Origin of the sequence: Hymenobacter caeli (assembly GCF_013294115.1) — a bacterium.
Lineage (GTDB): Bacteria > Bacteroidota > Bacteroidia > Cytophagales > Hymenobacteraceae > Hymenobacter > Hymenobacter caeli.
The window spans coordinates 202,646-217,075 of the sequence record NZ_JABSNP010000001.1; the positions used below are offsets into that span (position 1 = coordinate 202,646).

Here is a 14,430-nt window from a genome sequence, read left to right on the forward strand (position 1 = left end):
GGAGCCGAAGCATCTCTACCGCGTAAGTAATTCAATCGATTGGTTTAGTTACGCGGTAGAGATGCTTCGGCTCCGCTCAGCATGACGGCCTAACCTAGCAAAATCTCTGCAAAAACTTTACATTACCAATCCCACCCCTTTTCAACTCCTATCCATGAAAAAATTACTGCTTTTCCTGGGCCTGCTGGTCGCCGGGCCGGCTTTTAGCCAGGGCAACAACTACGTGCAGAACTACAAGAAATTCGACGGCCTGGCCATGACGCCGCCGATGGGTTGGAACAGCTGGAACAAGTTTGCCTGCAACGTGGACGAGAAAATGATCCGGGAAGTGGCCGACGCGATGGTGTCGTCGGGCATGAAGGACGCGGGCTACACCTACATCAACATCGACGACTGCTGGCACGGCGACCGGGACGCGGAGGGCTTCATCCACCCCGATGCCAAGCGCTTTCCGTCGGGCATGAAGGCCCTGGCCGACTACGTGCACGGCAAGGGCCTTAAGTTCGGGGTGTATTCCGATGCGGGCTCGCAAACCTGCGGCGGGCGGCCCGGCAGCCGCGGCTACGAGTTCCAGGACGCGCTGACCTACGCCAGCTGGGGCGTCGATTACCTCAAGTACGACTGGTGCAATACCCAGGGCCTGAAGGCCGAGGGGGCCTACGAAACCATCACGGCGGCCCTGCGCAAGGCCGGCCGGCCGATGGTGCTCAGCATTTGCGAGTGGGGCAACGACAAGCCCTGGACGTGGGGCCCCACGGTGGGCCAGCTCTGGCGCACCACCGGCGACATCTACAACTGCTTCGACTGCATCAACGACCACGGCAGCTGGAAGTCGTGGGGCGTGATGCAGATTGTGGACAAGCAGGAGGGCCTGCGCCAGTACGCCGGCCCCGGCCACTGGAACGACCCCGACATGCTGGAGGTCGGCAACGGCATGGTGGTGAACGAGGACCGCGCCCATTTCTCGATGTGGAACATGCTGGCCGCCCCGCTCATCACCGGCAACGACATCCGCAAGATGAGCCCCGCCACCCGCGACATCCTCACCAACAAGGAGGTGCTGGCCGTGAACCAGGACAAGCTGGGCGTGCAGGGCTTCCGCTTCGCCACCAAAGACAGCGTGGAAACCTGGCTCAAGCCGATGGCCGACGGCAAGTGGGCCGTCACGTTCCTGAACCGCGCCAAGAAGCCCCGCGCCGTGGACTTCGACTGGAAAGCCAACCCCGTAACCGACGACCTTTCCAAGGCCCAACTCAACGCCGCGACTACCACCTACAAAGTGCGTGACCTGTGGGCCAAGAAGGACGAAGGCACCACCAAAAAGCCCTTCAAAGCCACGGTGCCCGGCCACGACGTGGCCATGCTGCTGCTGTGGAAGTAGGAGGTAATTTATTGGATTAGTTTGGGGGGTGAGGCGTACCCTAAAACGATACACATACCACCCCGAAAGCTGCAAAACAAAAAGCGCGGCCCCTGCCAAGGGGCCGCGCTTTTTGTTGAGTCCCCCCAGCCTCACCAGCTCAAGCGCAGCAGCGAAACGCCCTGGCGGGGCAGCGCGAAGCGCAGCACCGTGCGCCCGCCTTTGGTGCTGACGCGGGCGGGCGGCGCGAGCAGGGCCAGCTGCCCGGCCTGCTCCAGCGCGGCCCGCTGGGGGCCCGTCACGGTTTGGGGCGAGCCCTGCTGCTGCCACAGCGTGTAGGCGTTGCTGTGCGTTTCGTCCACGCGGTAGTGCTGCACCAGGGCCCGTTGCGCGGGCAGGCCTTGCAGCGTCAGCTCCACGGCGGCGGCGGGGGCGGGCAGCACGTCGTTGTGGTAGTGCCAGACGAGCACGGCGGCCGAGTGGCCATCGGCGGCCAGGGTGGCCAGGGCCCCGACGTCGGGCCGCTGGGTTTGGGCGTCGTGGTCGCGGATGTCGGTTAGGGACAGGGCCGTGGGGTTCGTCACGGCCACGCGCTGGCCGCCCATCTGGCCCAGCATCCGAAACACGTTCAGCACGGGCTTGTCCACGCCGTTGGTGGCCAGGTCGCGGAAGCCGGCAAACCAGGGCTGGTCTTCGAACTCGAAGGCCCAGCTCACGGCCCCGGCCAGATTTACGTGGTACTGGTCGGCCAGCTCGTAGAGGCGGGCGTAGGCGGCGGCCGTGTAGCTGGCGAAGATGCTGCCGTTGCGGTAGGCGTTTTCGGGGTTGGTTTGCACGCCGCAGGCGGCGCAGCCCTCGGGGTCGTTTTCGCCCAGAATAACGGGCAGCTGCCGCAGCGTGGGGAAGGAATTGACGATTTTGAAGCCCTCGGTGATGTCCTGAAATTGTACGCCCATGTTCATGCGCACGTGGCCGTCCACCAGCTTGGGGCTGCCCTTGGCGTGGAAACTGATGAAATCCAGGCGGGTGCCGGTGGTGCCGCTCACGTAGTTCCGGCCGCTCACGCAGTGCGCGAGGAAGCCGCGCAGGTAGTCGGCGGCCTGGTCCCAGCGGGGGCCGGTGGTTTCGGGGCCCCCGAGCACGGCGGCGGGCAGGGCGCGGTGCACGGCCGCCTCGGTGTAGTCGTAGAGCTGGTTGAACTCGTCGGGCGTGCCTTTCCAGTAGCCGATGTTGGGCTCGTTCCAGATTTCCCAGCGCCAGGTTTGCACCTCCGCCGCGCCGTAGCGGGCCACGCAGTGCGCCACCCACTGGTACACCAGCTCGCCCCACTTGGCGTAGTCCTTCGGCGGGTAGGCCCAGCCGGTGTAGATGGATTCGTAGGGCTGGCCCGGGGCCCAGTGGTGGCGGTAGGGCACCGGGTGCGTGGACAGCGCCTCGGGCATGAACCCGATTTCGGCGATGGGCTTCATGCCCCGGGCCCGGTAGGTGTCGAAAATCCGGTCGGTGATGGTCCAGTCGTACACCGGCCGGCCCTGCGCGTCCTCGGTGTAGGCGTTGGTCGAGCCCCATTTCAGGGCCGCCGTGCCGTCGCCGGTGGTCAGCATATTGTGGGCCCGCACGTACACGGGCCCCGGGCTCAAAGCAGCAATTTCCGAGAGCAGCTTCTGGCCGTCCTTCATGTAGGTGTAGTTCGGCTCGTCGTAGCCGAAGTAGGCCCACAGCGGCTGCATGGCCCCCCGGGGCTGGCCAAAATCGGCCGTAATGGCCACGGGCGCGGGCAGCGTTTGGGCCCGGGCCGTTGGACCGGCGAATAGGGCCAGCATACCACCGAATAGCCACCGCTGGCGAACGGAGCGCCACGCAAGAATCGTCCCGGACATGCCCCTAGCTCAGCTTCTCTTTGAACAGCCGCAGCGTGCGCTCCCAGGCCAGCTTGGCGGCTTCGGCGTTGTAGCGGGCGGGGGAGGTGTCGTTGTTGAAGGCGTGGTTCACGTTGGGGTACACGAACAGCTCGTACTTGGTGCCGGCCGCTTTCAGGGCCGTTTCGTAGGCCGGGATGCCGGCGTCGATGCGCTCGTCGAGCCCGGCGTAGTGCAGCATCACGGCAGCTTTTATTTGCGGCACGTCCTCGGCCTTGGGCTGCTGGCCGTAGTAGGCCACGGCGGCGTCCAGCTTGGGGTCGTGCACCGCCAGCTGGTTGCTCAGGCCGCCGCCCCAGCAGAAGCCCACGCAGCCGGTGCGGCCGTTGCTCTCGGGCCGGGCGCGCAGGTAGGCGAGGGCGGCCAGGTAGTTGGCCAGGTTCTTGGCGGGGTCGAGCTGGCCAATCAGCTCGCGGCCCTTGTCCTCGTCGGCGGGCGTGCCGCCGAGGGGCGAGAGGGCGTCCACGCCCAGGGCCAGGTAGCCGGCCTGGGCCACGCGGCGCGTCACGTCCTGGATGTGGGGCGTGAGGCCCCGGTTTTCGTGGATGACGACCACGGCCCCGCGCTTTTTCTTGCCCTTGGGGTGGGCCAGGTACCCTTTCACGGGGGCCCCGTCGCCGCCGGGCCAGGTCACGGTTTCGGTCAGCAGGTCGTCGGCCGAGGTGCTCACGGTAGCGGCCCGGGCGTAGCCGGGCTCCAGCACCGCCAGCGCCGCCAGGGCCAGGGCCGTGCCGCCGGCCAGCTTCGTCAGCCGGTCCAGAAAGTCCTTGCGCGTGAGCGGGGCGTGGGTGTACTCGTCGAACAGGTTGATGATGCGCTGGTCCATGCGGGGCGGGTGGGTAAGAGGGTGAAAGCGAGCGGCAATTACGGCAGGAGCAGCTTTGAAAACAGCTGCCGGCCCGCTGCGCCCGGCAAACCGGCCGCCCCGCCATAACCCGTTCTCACGCCACTCAACGCTCGCAATCGTGCTCTTCCGCATCCGTAGCAGCGATGAAGCTGTGGCTATTTGCCTGCCAGCCGCGCTGCTCGTGCCACCAGTTAAAATCAAAATCCGCTTCCTACGCCGTTGAACGGATGGCAGCCCCAGCGAAACGGCCCGGCCCCGGTGGAGTGGTCCACTCGCCAGGGCCGCCCCGCCGGGGCTCGGTGGCAGAAGCTACGAACAGCCGCCTCAGTGGCCGGAGTCCCAATCATAGCCCTGCTCGGCCCAGTAGTCGGCCGGGCGCTTGTCCACGAAGGCGATGGTGCCGATGCGCTTGAGGTGCTTGATGCCGTACTTGAGCGGCGTGACCAGCCGCAGCGGGGCCCCGTGGGGGCCGTCCAGGGGCTGGCCGTTCATCTCGTAGCAGAGCAGCGTTTGGGGGTGCACGGCGTTGGACAAGTCCAGGCCCACGTAGTATTTCTCGTCGGGCGTGACGAGGCTGACGTAGCGGGCCTCGCGGCCATTGGCGGTGGCCAGGGGGTATTTTTCGAGGAAATCGGAGAACCGGGCCCCCACCCAGTTCACCTTGATGCTCCAACCCTCGATGCACTTGAGCTCCGTGGTCATGTCTACGCGCGGCAGGGCTTTGATGTCGGCCAGGGTGAATTCCTGCACGCGGGCCGGGGCCCCGGCCGGGGCGTAGGCCTGCACCCGCAGGCGCCAGTCGGCGGTTACGAAGGATTCCGCTAGCCCGATGTTGCCGTTCTGGCGGGTGGTGGCCATCGACTTAGGAAACGTGGGCGCCAGCCGGGTTTCGCGGAAGTAGGCCTGCGAGAGGCGGCCGTTGGCGTCCAGCACCCGGCGGAAGGGCCACGGCGTGCCCTCGTCGGCGGGCCGGGTGAGCAGCCAGCGCCAGCCGCCCACGCCGGCCAGCGCCGCCAGGCCCCCCACAATGAAGGCCCGGCGCGAACGGCTGGCCGCCCGCTGCGCCACGGCGGCCTCGGATTCGCCCGCGGGCGAGGTGGGCAGGGGCGGGGCGGAGTAATCGGTCGTGTTGTCCATCACTGAAACGGGCTAAGCGGGCAGGGTGGGGGTGAAAGGCCGGGCCGGGGCCGCCGGGACCGGCTCGCCGGCCGCCGGGTGCTGCGCGTCCACAATCTGGAAGCCGGCCACCATCGAGCGGAAGTTGTTCCAGCCGGCCCGCACCACCTGGGCAATGTGGACCAGAAAAAACAGTACGTAGCCCACGGTGAGGGTGAAATGCTCGGCCCGGGCCCACTCGTAGCCGCCGAGCAGGCCCGTGAGCCAGGCAAACTGCACCGGCTTGTAGATGGCCAGCCCCGTAAAGAGGGAGCCCGCGCCCATGAGCACCACGGCGGTGTAGGCAATTTTCTGGGCTCCGTTGTACTTCACCACCGGCGGCTCGCCCTTGCGCAGGCCCAGGTCGTGGAGCGTCACCAAAAGGGCTTCCCGGAAGGAGTTGCGGTCGGGCAGCAGGTGCCGCCACTCGCCCGAAACCAGCGTGTAGCCCACGTACAGCAGGCCGTTGACGACGAACAGCCACATCAGGGCGAAGTGCCAGTTCATGCCCTGGGCCAGCTTCTGCGACCAGCCCAACGTTTTATACACCGACTCGGGGAAGAACTTGAACAGCGTGGTTTTGCCCCAGCCGACGCGGTACACGTCGTTGGCCCAGTAAATGAGCATCCCGCTCCAAATCATGAGCGAGAGGATGGGGAAATTCAGCCAATGAAACCAGCGGATGGCCAGCGGGTGCTTTTCAACGAGGCGTTTCATGGGCAGGGCGGCAGGCTAAGGGGAAAGATGGCACGGGAAAGATACTGGAGCCGCTGCACTCCGACCGGGGCGGCACTCCGCCAGACGCGGCCCCGGGGCCCGCCTTACAGCCGGCGGAATAATTTATTTGCCCGGGCCGTTGTAAGGCCCCGCGCCGGGGCGCGTCTGTTCTCCCAAAACCCCTTTGTACCTCCTTAAATTAAATTCCGGTCGTTATGAAACGTTTCGTGTTGGTGGGCCTGCCCGTGTTGGTGGCGGCCAGTGCTTTTTCCGCGCTTCGCCCGGCCCCGTTGGCTGCCCGGCCCGCCGCCGGCCCGGTGCCGGTGGTGGTCGAGCTGTTCACCTCTGAGGGCTGCTCGAGCTGCCCGGCCGCCGACGCGGCCCTGCGCGAGTTGGAAAGCGCCCAGTTGGTGCCCGGGGCCGAGGTCATCGCCCTGGGCCAGCACGTCGATTACTGGAACCGCCTGGGCTGGAAAGACCCGTTCTCGTCGGCCCAGTTCACCGACCGCCAGCGGGCCTACGCGGCCGGCTTCGGCACCGGCTCGTACACGCCCCAGGCCGTGGTGAACGGCCAGTACGAGTTTGTGGGCAGCGACCACGCCGCGCTGGCCGCCGCCATCGCCAAGGCCGCCCGGGCCCCCCGGGCCACCGTGCAGCTGGCCCGGGCCGCCGGGGCCCTGAGCGTGCAGGTGGCCGGCCTGCCCGCCGGCACCGCCGCCGCCACCGTGCTGCTGGCCCTCACCGAAACCGGCCTCTCGACCCAGGTGGGCCGGGGCGAAAACGCGGGCCAGCTGCTGCGCCACGCCGCCGTGGTGCGCGAGCTGCGCCCCCTGGGCACGGTGCGCGGCAGCGGCACCTTCAGCGCCCCGCTGGCCCTGCGGCCCGAGTGGCAGCCCGCCCACCTGCGGGCCGTGGTGCTGGTGCAGGACGCGGCCTCGCGCCACATCGTGGGCGCGGCCAGCCTGCCGCTGGGGGCGGTTAATTAAAGCGCAGGCGCCTACCGCTCGTTGCGGTAAATCCGCCCTTCCTTCATCACGAACTGCACCTTTTCCAGGGCCTTCACGTCGGCGATGGGGTCGTCGGGCACGGCCACGATGTCGGCCAGCTTGCCGGCCGTGAGCGAGCCGGTGCGGTCCTGCCATTGCAGCAGCTCGGCCGCCCGGATGGTGGCCGACTGGATGGCCTGCATGGGCGTGAGGCCGAACTTCACCATGTAGTAAAACTGCCGGGCGTTGTCGCCGTGCGGGTACACGGCGGCGTCGGTGCCGTAGGCGATTTTCACGCCGGCCCGCACGGCTTTCCGGAAGTTTTCGCGCTGGAGCTGGCCCAGGCTGCGCTCCTTCTCAATCATTTTCGCGGGGAAGCCCTTTTTGGCGTACTCGCTCAGGATGTAGTCGTCGTCGTAAATGTCGGCCACCAGCCAGGTGCCGTTTTTCTTCATCAGCGCGATGCCTTCGTCGTCGAGCAGCGAGCCGTGCTCGATGCTGGCCACGCCGGCCCGCACGGCCAGCTTGATGCCCTCGGCCCCGTGGGCGTGGGCCGCCACCTGCTTGCCCCAGCGGCGGGCCTCGTCCACGGCGGCCTTCAGCTCTTCGAGCGAGTACAGGGCCGCGCCCGCGCTGCCTTCCTCCGAGAGCACGCCGGCCGTGGCCAGCACCTTGATCCAGTCGGCCCCGAACTTCACGTTGGTGCGCACCCGCTTGCGGATTTCCTCGGGCCCGTCGGCGATGCCCGTGAAGTCGGGGTTTTCGCCGAAGGTCAGGCCCGGGGCGTAGCCGGTGGTTTCGTCGCCGTGGCCGCCGGTGGGGCTCAGGGCGAAGGTCGACACCAGCATCCGGGGCCCGGCGATGGTGCCGGCGTTGATGGCGTTGCGCAGGCTCACGTCGATCAGGCTGGTGCCGCCCACGTCGCGCACCATCGTGAAGCCCGCCATCAAGGTGCGCTCGGCGTACACGTGGGCCACCACGGCCCGGTCAATCGGCGACTTCCGAAACAGGTCGTCGTAGTAGTTGTCGCCCGGCTCGCTGCTGAGGTGGGTGTGGCAGTCCAGCAGCCCCGGCAGCACCGTGGAGCCGCTCAAGTCGACGACCTCCGCCCCGACCGGAATGGCCAGGTTGGGCCCCACGGCCATTATTTTATCGCCGCTGATGAGGATGACTTGGTTGGTGAGCACCCGCCCGCCCACCACGTCCACCAGCCGCCCGGCCCGAATGGCCGTGACGGCGGGTGCGGGGACCGATGCCGGGGCTTGGGCTTGGGCCGAAGCCGCCAGGGAGGCCGCCAGGCCGAGCGCGAGGAAAAGTTTTTTCATGGATTGGAAGGGGAAAGTGAAGCCCGGGCCCGGGCCGATAGTGCCCGCAGGGCCCCCAGGGCCCGTTCGGCGTCGGCCTGGGCCACAAATAAATGGTCGTGGTAGTAGGCGGCCACTACGTTGCAGCTGATATTTTCCTGGGCCAGGGCCGCCGCTACGGCCGCCGTGAGCCCCACCGCCGCCAGCGACGAGTGCACCGTCAGGCGCAGCCAGGCGGCCACGTAGGCGTAGGGCAGCCCCTGGGCGTCGGCGGCGGCGCGGGGCAGAATCAGGGTGAGGCCCTCTGGCTCCCGGAACGCGCCCAGGGCCGCCGGCGGCACGGACTGCGCCGGCCCCACCGGGCAAAACACGTATTCGCCCGGCTGCCGCACCGGTTGCAGCGCGGCCAGCAGGTGCGCCAGGTCGGTTTCGCCCGCGGCGGCCGGCATCAGTCCGCCTCCCGGTGCGCAGTGGCCGGGCTGAACGCCGGCACGCACACCGACCAGTACTCGCACTCCTCGTCAAACGGGTTGGCGTAGCGCACCCGGGCCCCGCCCTTTATCAGCAGGGCCTGCCCGGCGTGCAATTCTACCGTGTCGCCGTCGATTTCGAAGCGCTTGCGGCCGCGCACCACGATGGTGATTTCGTCGAAGGTGGGCGTCTGGTGGGGCTCGCTCCAGTGGGGCGGGGCCACCATGTGGGCCAGGCTGTAGCCGCCCGTGCCGGTGCTGGCTTGCCCCACGTGCTCCTCGATGAGCTTGCCGTCGGTGGTGGGCACCACAAACGGCGCGGGGTTGAGAACGTAGCGTTTTTCAGGCATGATTTTTTTTAAATGTGAAGATGCGGGGAAAAGCGAGGAAAATGCGGGGAAACGTGGGAATGTGGCAAATATGGAGATGCGAAAGAATCCGGAAATGAAATCGTTCAGCGTGACGGTCAATTAGGTTTTAGAATATTTTCACAACTCCCACATTTTAAAAAATCAACGTTTCCACAGTCTTTCCAGCCACTCGAACAGGCGCGACTCATATTTCCACACGAAGAAATAGGGCGTTTGCACGGCCCCGAACCGCTGCCGCACCCGCTCCACGCCCGGCAGCATGCTGCCCTCGAAGTCGAAGCAGCCCAGCCCCAGCACCTCGCTGGCGTAGCGGATGGTCTCCCAGGCCAGCAGCATGCCCGCGCCGCTGGCCCGCAGGGCGGGGTCGTCGCCGGCCAGGTGGTAGTAGGCCGTGGTGGCGTCCCAAATCAGGTAAGCCACCGAATGCACCCGGTCCTGGGCATCGACGGCAAAAAACAGCTGCCGGGCCCCTTGCGCCACCAGCGCGGCGTCGAGCCGGCGGAACTGCGCCTCCGAATACGGCACGGCCACGCCCTGGCGCTCGAAGCTCAGCCGGTTCACGGCCCAGAACGTGGCCAGCGGCAGGTCGTGCACCACGCGCACCCGTTGCCGGGCCAGCCGAATGTCGCGCCGGATGCCTTTGCTCAGCCCGGCCTCCACCCCCGCTAGGTCGGCCAGCTGGGGTAGGCGGTACGTGTGGCGGGCCGCCCGGTGGAAGCCTTGGTCCTGAAACGGCTGCCAGTGGGTAAGCGTTGGGTAGCAGCTTTGCTTGAAGGCGGCCAGCGGCGGCAGCTGGGCCAGCAGCGCGGCCACCGCCGCCGGCTCGCGGGCCGGGTCGCCGCGCAGCTCGGGCAGCACGTACGGCCCCAGCCACTTCACAAAGGGCGGCATGGCCCCGTAGCGAAACGGCCCCCGGCGCTTGTGAAAGTAGGGCAGGGCCCCCACCACGCGGCCGTTTTCGCGGGCCAGCACGGCGCTCCAGCCGCCGCCCGCGGCGCAGGCGTCGAGGTACCAGGGCTGGGCAAACACCGGCACGTCGGGCGCGGTGCGGCAAAAGGCGCGGTAATCGGCGGGGGCGGGCATAGGCGGGGCAGGCGGCGAAAATACGCGCCGCCGGGCCCCGGGCCGTAAAATTTGCCCTGGGCCTCAACCCTCGCCGCGCGCCGTCGTATTAGGCAGCAAGTTGCTCTGCCGCGGCCGGTGGCCCGCGGCGTCCCCCGATTCTTTCACTACTTTCCCCCTCTCCCCATGTCGTATCAAGAAGAAGACAACAACGGCGGTAAAATTCTCCTCGCTGTTCTCGCCGGTGCCGGCGCTGGCATCATTGCCGGTATGCTGCTGGCCCCCGACAAGGGTTCGGCCACCCTTGAAAACTGGAAAGGTGCTGCCAACAAGTACAGCGGCCAGCTGGGCGAGCAAGCCACGAAAATTGGCACCGACCTCGAAGCTAAATTCAAAGAATATTCCGGCAAGCTCGAAGAAATGGGCCTGACGGGCCCTGGTGCTACCCTCAAGCTGCAAGGCAAGTGGGACGATCTGAAAGGCCAGCTGAAGCAGCAGTACGCCCAACTCACCGACGAGGACCTGACCTTCGCCGAAGGCAAAGGCGACGAGTTGGTGGGCAAGCTGCAGGACAAGCTTGGCAAAGGCAAAGCCGAAATCACCAAAATGCTGAACGATTTGAAGGCGTAGTTGCCCGCAATTCCAGACAAAAAGCCCTGTGCCGCTTGGCGCGGGGCTTTTTTGGTTAAACCATTTCCTTCTCGCCCCATGAAAGACGACCCAGGCAAAGTAATTTTTTCGCTGTTGGCCGGAGCCACGGCCGGCATCGTGGCCGGCTTGCTGCTGGCCCCCGAAACCGGCGACGACGCCCGTGCCCAACTCCGCGTTACCGCCACCAAACTGGCCGACGACCTGAAGAAACGCGCCCGACAGGCCCTGGGCCAACCCCTCGCCGCCGCGCCCACCCCCCACGCCGACGACCAAGCCGCCGCCGATGCGCTGCTGCACGCCATGAGCGCCGAAGCCGCCGGGGCCCTCGATTAGCCCGCTTCGGTAAGCAACTGCCGGTAGCAGAATAATTTCTCTTTGGCCAAACCCGCGTAAAAACCAACCCATCAGCCTTGAACGAAGGCTGCCCGTGCTATTCGTAAAATTGCCGGTCGTAAGAGCTTCTATTGGAATTGGTTAAACACTTCAGTAGTAAAATTAGACGTGCCCATCGCAAACTTCCCATAGCGAAGCCGCCCTACTAATTAAGCTGACGTAAAAAGGCCCGCACGATTCGTCGTGCGGGCCTTCTTTATGCATTAATGGCAGCGTTAGTCCAGCTTTTCCGGCTTCATCTGGGGGAAGAACAGCACGTCCTGGATGGAGTTGGAGTTGGTCATGATCATGCTCAGGCGGTCGATGCCGATGCCCAGGCCGGCGGTGGGCGGCATGCCGTACTCCAGGGCCCGCAGGAAATCCTCGTCCAGCACCATGGCCTCCACGTCGCCGCGCTTGCCCAGCTCCAGCTGCTCTTCGAAGCGCTTGCGCTGGTCGATGGGGTCGTTCAGCTCCGAGAAGGCATTGCAGATTTCCTTGCCGTTGCAAATGGCCTCGAAGCGCTCCACCAGGCCCGGGCGGTCGCGGTGCTTTTTGGCCAGCGGCGACATTTCCACGGGGTAGTCGGTGATGAACGTGGGCTGGATGAGCTTGGGCTCCACGAACTCGCCGAAAATCTCGTCGATGATTTTGGACTTGCCCATGCTGGGGTCCAGCTTCACGTGCAGCTCGTGGGCCGTGTCGCGCAGGGCCGCTTCGTCCATTTCACCGATGGCCTTGCCCGTGTACTTCTCGATGGCCTCGAACATCGTCAGGCGCTGCCAGGGCCGCTGGAAGTTGATGACGTGCTCGCCCACCCGGATTTCGGTGTGGCCGTGCAGCGCCATCGCCACGCGCTCCACCATTTCCTCCACCAGGTCCATCATCCAGTGGTAGTCTTTGTAGGCCACGTACAGCTCCATCTGGGTGAACTCGGGGTTGTGGAAGCGCGACATGCCCTCGTTGCGGAAGTCCTTGCTGAACTCGTACACGCCGTCGAACCCGCCCACAATCAGGCGTTTGAGGTACAGCTCGTTGGCAATGCGCAGGTACAGCGTCATGTCCAGCGTGTTGTGGTGCGTTTTGAAGGGCCGCGCCGCCGCCCCGCCGTACAGCGGCTGCAAAATCGGCGTTTCCACCTCCAGGTAGCCCTTGTCGTTCAAGAAGTTGCGCATGGATTGCACCAGCTGCGTCCGCTTGATGAACGTATCGCGCACCTGCGGGTTCACCGCCAGGTCCACGTAGCGCTGGCGGTAGCGCTGCTCGGGGTCGGTGAAGGCGTCGTAGGTGGTTTTTTCGCCGGTGGCCTCGTCCACTTTCTCCTTCACTACGGGCAGCGGGCGCAGGGCCTTGGCCAGCAGCTTCAGTTCCGTCACGTGGATGGACGTTTCGCCCACCTGCGTCACAAACACGTGGCCCTTCACGCCGATGAAGTCGCCCAAATCGAGCAGCTTCTTAAATACGCTGTTGTACAGCGTCTTGTCCTCGCCGGGACAAATTTCGTCGCGGTTGACGTAGAGCTGGATCCGGCCCGAGGTGTCCATCAGCTCCGCGAACGAGGCCTTGCCCATCACGCGCGACGACATCAGCCGCCCGGCCAAGCTCACTTCCTGGAAATTATTCAGTTCGGGGTGGTAGTTGTCGAGGATTTCCTTGGCGTAAAACGTCACGTCGAACAGCGCCGAAGGGTACGCCTCCACGCCCAGCTTTTCCAGCTCTTCGAGCTTGTGGCGGCGCTGTTGTTCTTGGTCGGTAAGGGGGTGAAGCACGGATGTATCGGGTTAAGAGCGAATTAAACGGATTCTGTGTACAGCGAATGGTGCAGCGGGCCCGCCATTGAGCCGTGCCGCGCCCAACGCCGCCGGGAGTATTGAGAACAACGCCAGCGCAAAATTGGCGGCTGGTTCGGCGATGCGGTGCACAAAAGTAACCCACGAAAAAAGCCGCCCCGAAACCGGGGCGGCTTTCTATGCCGAAAGTTGGCAGTATGCGCGGCCTTAGGCCGCCATACGGTAGTGGGGGGCCTCCACGGCCACGGCCGGCACCGTGGGCGGGGTGGGGGCCAGCACCGGCTCGACGCGGGTGCGCAGGCGGTCCTGCACAAAGCCGGCCTGCAGATGGGCGGGCAGCTCGGCCACCAGCCGGCGGTAGCGCTCCAGGCCCAGGGCCTTGGCCACGTAGGTTTCGTGCACACCGTTGAGGTAGCTCACGATGTTGAGCAGCGAGGCGTGAAAGAGCTTGAAGTCGATGTCGGCCTCCACGTAGCGCTCAATTTCGCGGCTGCTTTGCGAGATGCGCAGGCGGCCCAGCAAGTCGAAAATCGTGGTGTAGCCCAGCCGCCAGGTAATCTGCTGCCAGTGCGCGGCGGTCCACTTGTCCAGCGGCCGGCCGGTCTTCTGGCTGCGGATGGCCGTGTTGGGGTTGGCCTGCACCTGGGCGCGGGTCCACTGGGCCTTCATTTTGCGGGTGGTGCGCAGGAACTGGCCCACCTGGGCCTGGGCGTCGATGGCCTTGCTGGCGATGTGCAGCCCGGCCTTGTAGCCGGCCAGCGGCAAACGGTGGATGCTGAAGTCGCCGTAGGCCCCGGCGGCGTAAAACGACACCGGGCGCGGGTAGGCGTTCTTCACCACCAGCCGCCCCACCTCGCGGCGGATGAGCTGGCCGTTGTTGCTGCGCACGCCGGTGGTGTACAAAAAGGCCTGCAAGCCCGAAAGGATGGCGTAGTAGGCCTGCGGAAATGTCCAGTGCAGGGCGTTGCGCAGGAAATTGTCGTCGCCCAGCTCGGCCGTGGCCCGCAGCGCGTACTCGGTGCTCCAGCACGTGTGCAGCAGCTTGGTGAGGGCCGTTACGTCGGCCTCGCCCAGCTCGGCGGCGTGGTTGCGGAAAAACGGCAGGTTGGCCAGGCCGCCCAGCGCGTCGTCGCTTTCCTGGATGTGGTAGTTGATGGCAAAAAAGTAGTTCAGAAAAACCTGCGCCGGAATGGACTTGCGCCAGGCCTCGTCGGCTACCTGTTGCTGCGGCTCGGGGGCCCCCGGGCTGGCCTGGGGAATGAGCGGAATGATGCGGGTTTCTTCGTGCGTCGTCGTCATGCTAGGTAAACATGCAGCGCCGGTAAATTAGTTGCCTGTTTACTAAAAATATTGTCCGAATATATTTGCTAAAATTACTCTGATAATCAATAACTTATGCTTTTGTAATTTCTAGCCATAAAATATT

At 65.6% G+C, this 14,430-nt stretch carries 14 protein-coding genes; 4 read left to right on the top strand and 10 right to left on the bottom strand.

Annotation, left to right across the window (positions count from 1 at the left end; all coding sequences use genetic code 11):
- Nucleotides 1-154: 154 nt before the first annotated feature.
- Entirely contained in the window at nucleotides 155-1,381 is a 1,227-nt protein-coding gene (locus HNP98_RS00850) for a glycoside hydrolase family 27 protein (protein WP_173808152.1), read from the top strand.
- Nucleotides 1,382-1,512: 131 nt separating this feature from the next.
- On the opposite strand, the gene HNP98_RS00855 is transcribed toward HNP98_RS00850, so the two are convergent.
- The 4 genes from HNP98_RS00855 to HNP98_RS00870 all read right to left on the bottom strand — a co-directional run bounded on the left by HNP98_RS00855 (nucleotide 1,513) and on the right by HNP98_RS00870 (nucleotide 5,998).
- Nucleotides 1,513-3,183 (bottom strand): GH39 family glycosyl hydrolase, encoded by a 1,671-nt coding sequence (locus HNP98_RS00855; protein WP_173808153.1) that lies wholly within the window; start codon nucleotides 3,181-3,183, stop codon nucleotides 1,513-1,515.
- 61 nt (nucleotides 3,184-3,244) lie between these two features.
- Nucleotides 3,245-4,105 carry a dienelactone hydrolase family protein gene (locus HNP98_RS00860; RefSeq protein WP_173808154.1) on the bottom strand — a complete coding sequence of 287 codons (861 nt, stop codon included), beginning with the start codon at nucleotides 4,103-4,105 and terminating at the stop codon, nucleotides 3,245-3,247.
- A 345-nt stretch (nucleotides 4,106-4,450) separates the two neighbouring features.
- Nucleotides 4,451-5,263, bottom strand: a complete 813-nt coding sequence (locus tag HNP98_RS00865; RefSeq protein ID WP_173808155.1) for a molybdopterin-dependent oxidoreductase — start codon at nucleotides 5,261-5,263, stop codon at nucleotides 4,451-4,453.
- A gap of 12 nt (nucleotides 5,264-5,275) precedes the next feature.
- Nucleotides 5,276-5,998: a cytochrome b/b6 domain-containing protein gene (locus tag HNP98_RS00870; RefSeq protein ID WP_173808156.1), complete on the bottom strand. Its 723-nt coding sequence runs from the start codon at nucleotides 5,996-5,998 to the stop codon at nucleotides 5,276-5,278.
- 215 nt (nucleotides 5,999-6,213) lie between these two features.
- Here HNP98_RS00870 and HNP98_RS00875 point away from each other — a divergent pair, with 215 nt between their 5' ends.
- Nucleotides 6,214-6,984: a DUF1223 domain-containing protein gene (locus HNP98_RS00875; RefSeq protein ID WP_173808157.1), complete on the top strand. Its 771-nt coding sequence runs from the start codon at nucleotides 6,214-6,216 to the stop codon at nucleotides 6,982-6,984.
- An 11-nt stretch (nucleotides 6,985-6,995) separates the two neighbouring features.
- Here HNP98_RS00875 and HNP98_RS00880 read toward each other — a convergent pair whose 3' ends face one another.
- The 4 genes from HNP98_RS00880 to HNP98_RS00895 form a co-directional block, all read right to left on the bottom strand.
- The gene (locus HNP98_RS00880; protein WP_173808158.1) at nucleotides 6,996-8,309 is read right to left on the bottom strand and encodes a Xaa-Pro dipeptidase; all 1,314 of its coding nucleotides are present in this window, start codon (nucleotides 8,307-8,309) and stop codon (nucleotides 6,996-6,998) included.
- The gene (locus HNP98_RS00885) at nucleotides 8,306-8,737 is read right to left on the bottom strand and encodes an ACT domain-containing protein (protein WP_173808159.1); all 432 of its coding nucleotides are present in this window, start codon (nucleotides 8,735-8,737) and stop codon (nucleotides 8,306-8,308) included. The genes HNP98_RS00880 and HNP98_RS00885 overlap by 4 nt, the downstream gene beginning before the upstream one ends.
- A complete protein-coding gene (locus HNP98_RS00890; RefSeq protein WP_173808160.1) occupies nucleotides 8,737-9,108 on the bottom strand; it encodes a cupin domain-containing protein in 372 nt (123 codons plus the stop codon). The genes HNP98_RS00885 and HNP98_RS00890 overlap by 1 nt, the downstream gene beginning before the upstream one ends.
- A 162-nt stretch (nucleotides 9,109-9,270) precedes the next feature.
- Nucleotides 9,271-10,212: a GNAT family N-acetyltransferase gene (locus HNP98_RS00895; protein WP_173808161.1), complete on the bottom strand. Its 942-nt coding sequence runs from the start codon at nucleotides 10,210-10,212 to the stop codon at nucleotides 9,271-9,273.
- A gap of 165 nt (nucleotides 10,213-10,377) precedes the next feature.
- Between HNP98_RS00895 and HNP98_RS22290 the strand changes: the two genes are divergently transcribed.
- Together HNP98_RS22290 and HNP98_RS00905 are read left to right on the top strand one after the other, a co-directional pair.
- Nucleotides 10,378-10,821 carry a CsbD family protein gene (locus HNP98_RS22290; RefSeq protein ID WP_173808162.1) on the top strand — a complete coding sequence of 148 codons (444 nt, stop codon included), beginning with the start codon at nucleotides 10,378-10,380 and terminating at the stop codon, nucleotides 10,819-10,821.
- A 78-nt stretch (nucleotides 10,822-10,899) separates the two neighbouring features.
- Entirely contained in the window at nucleotides 10,900-11,175 is a 276-nt protein-coding gene (locus HNP98_RS00905) for a YtxH domain-containing protein (RefSeq protein WP_173808163.1), read from the top strand.
- Between the two features lie 275 nt (nucleotides 11,176-11,450).
- On the opposite strand, the gene lysS is transcribed toward HNP98_RS00905, so the two are convergent.
- Entirely contained in the window at nucleotides 11,451-12,983 is a 1,533-nt protein-coding gene (gene lysS / locus HNP98_RS00910; RefSeq protein ID WP_173808164.1) for a lysine--tRNA ligase, read from the bottom strand.
- Between the two features lie 228 nt (nucleotides 12,984-13,211).
- A complete protein-coding gene (locus tag HNP98_RS00915) occupies nucleotides 13,212-14,303 on the bottom strand; it encodes a hypothetical protein (protein ID WP_173808165.1) in 1,092 nt (363 codons plus the stop codon).
- Nucleotides 14,304-14,430: the final 127 nt, after the last annotated feature.

Bases quoted from the DNA above. Each gene is read 5' to 3' on its own strand.
- HNP98_RS00895 (WP_173808161.1), bottom strand. From the start codon at position 10,212: ATGCCCGCCCCCGCCGATTACCGCGCCTTTTGCCGCACCGCGCCCGAC.
- HNP98_RS00850 (WP_173808152.1), top strand. From the start codon at position 155: ATGAAAAAATTACTGCTTTTCCTGGGCCTGCTGGTCGCCGGGCCGGCT.
- HNP98_RS00865 (WP_173808155.1), bottom strand. From the start codon at position 5,263: ATGGACAACACGACCGATTACTCCGCCCCGCCCCTGCCCACCTCGCCC.
- HNP98_RS00880 (WP_173808158.1), bottom strand. From the start codon at position 8,309: ATGAAAAAACTTTTCCTCGCGCTCGGCCTGGCGGCCTCCCTGGCGGCT.
- HNP98_RS00915 (WP_173808165.1), bottom strand. From the start codon at position 14,303: ATGACGACGACGCACGAAGAAACCCGCATCATTCCGCTCATTCCCCAG.
- HNP98_RS00870 (WP_173808156.1), bottom strand. From the start codon at position 5,998: ATGAAACGCCTCGTTGAAAAGCACCCGCTGGCCATCCGCTGGTTTCAT.
- HNP98_RS22290 (WP_173808162.1), top strand. From the start codon at position 10,378: ATGTCGTATCAAGAAGAAGACAACAACGGCGGTAAAATTCTCCTCGCT.
- HNP98_RS00885 (WP_173808159.1), bottom strand. From the start codon at position 8,737: ATGCCGGCCGCCGCGGGCGAAACCGACCTGGCGCACCTGCTGGCCGCG.
- HNP98_RS00875 (WP_173808157.1), top strand. From the start codon at position 6,214: ATGAAACGTTTCGTGTTGGTGGGCCTGCCCGTGTTGGTGGCGGCCAGT.
- HNP98_RS00855 (WP_173808153.1), bottom strand. From the start codon at position 3,183: ATGCTGGCCCTATTCGCCGGTCCAACGGCCCGGGCCCAAACGCTGCCC.
- HNP98_RS00905 (WP_173808163.1), top strand. From the start codon at position 10,900: ATGAAAGACGACCCAGGCAAAGTAATTTTTTCGCTGTTGGCCGGAGCC.
- HNP98_RS00860 (WP_173808154.1), bottom strand. From the start codon at position 4,105: ATGGACCAGCGCATCATCAACCTGTTCGACGAGTACACCCACGCCCCG.
- HNP98_RS00890 (WP_173808160.1), bottom strand. From the start codon at position 9,108: ATGCCTGAAAAACGCTACGTTCTCAACCCCGCGCCGTTTGTGGTGCCC.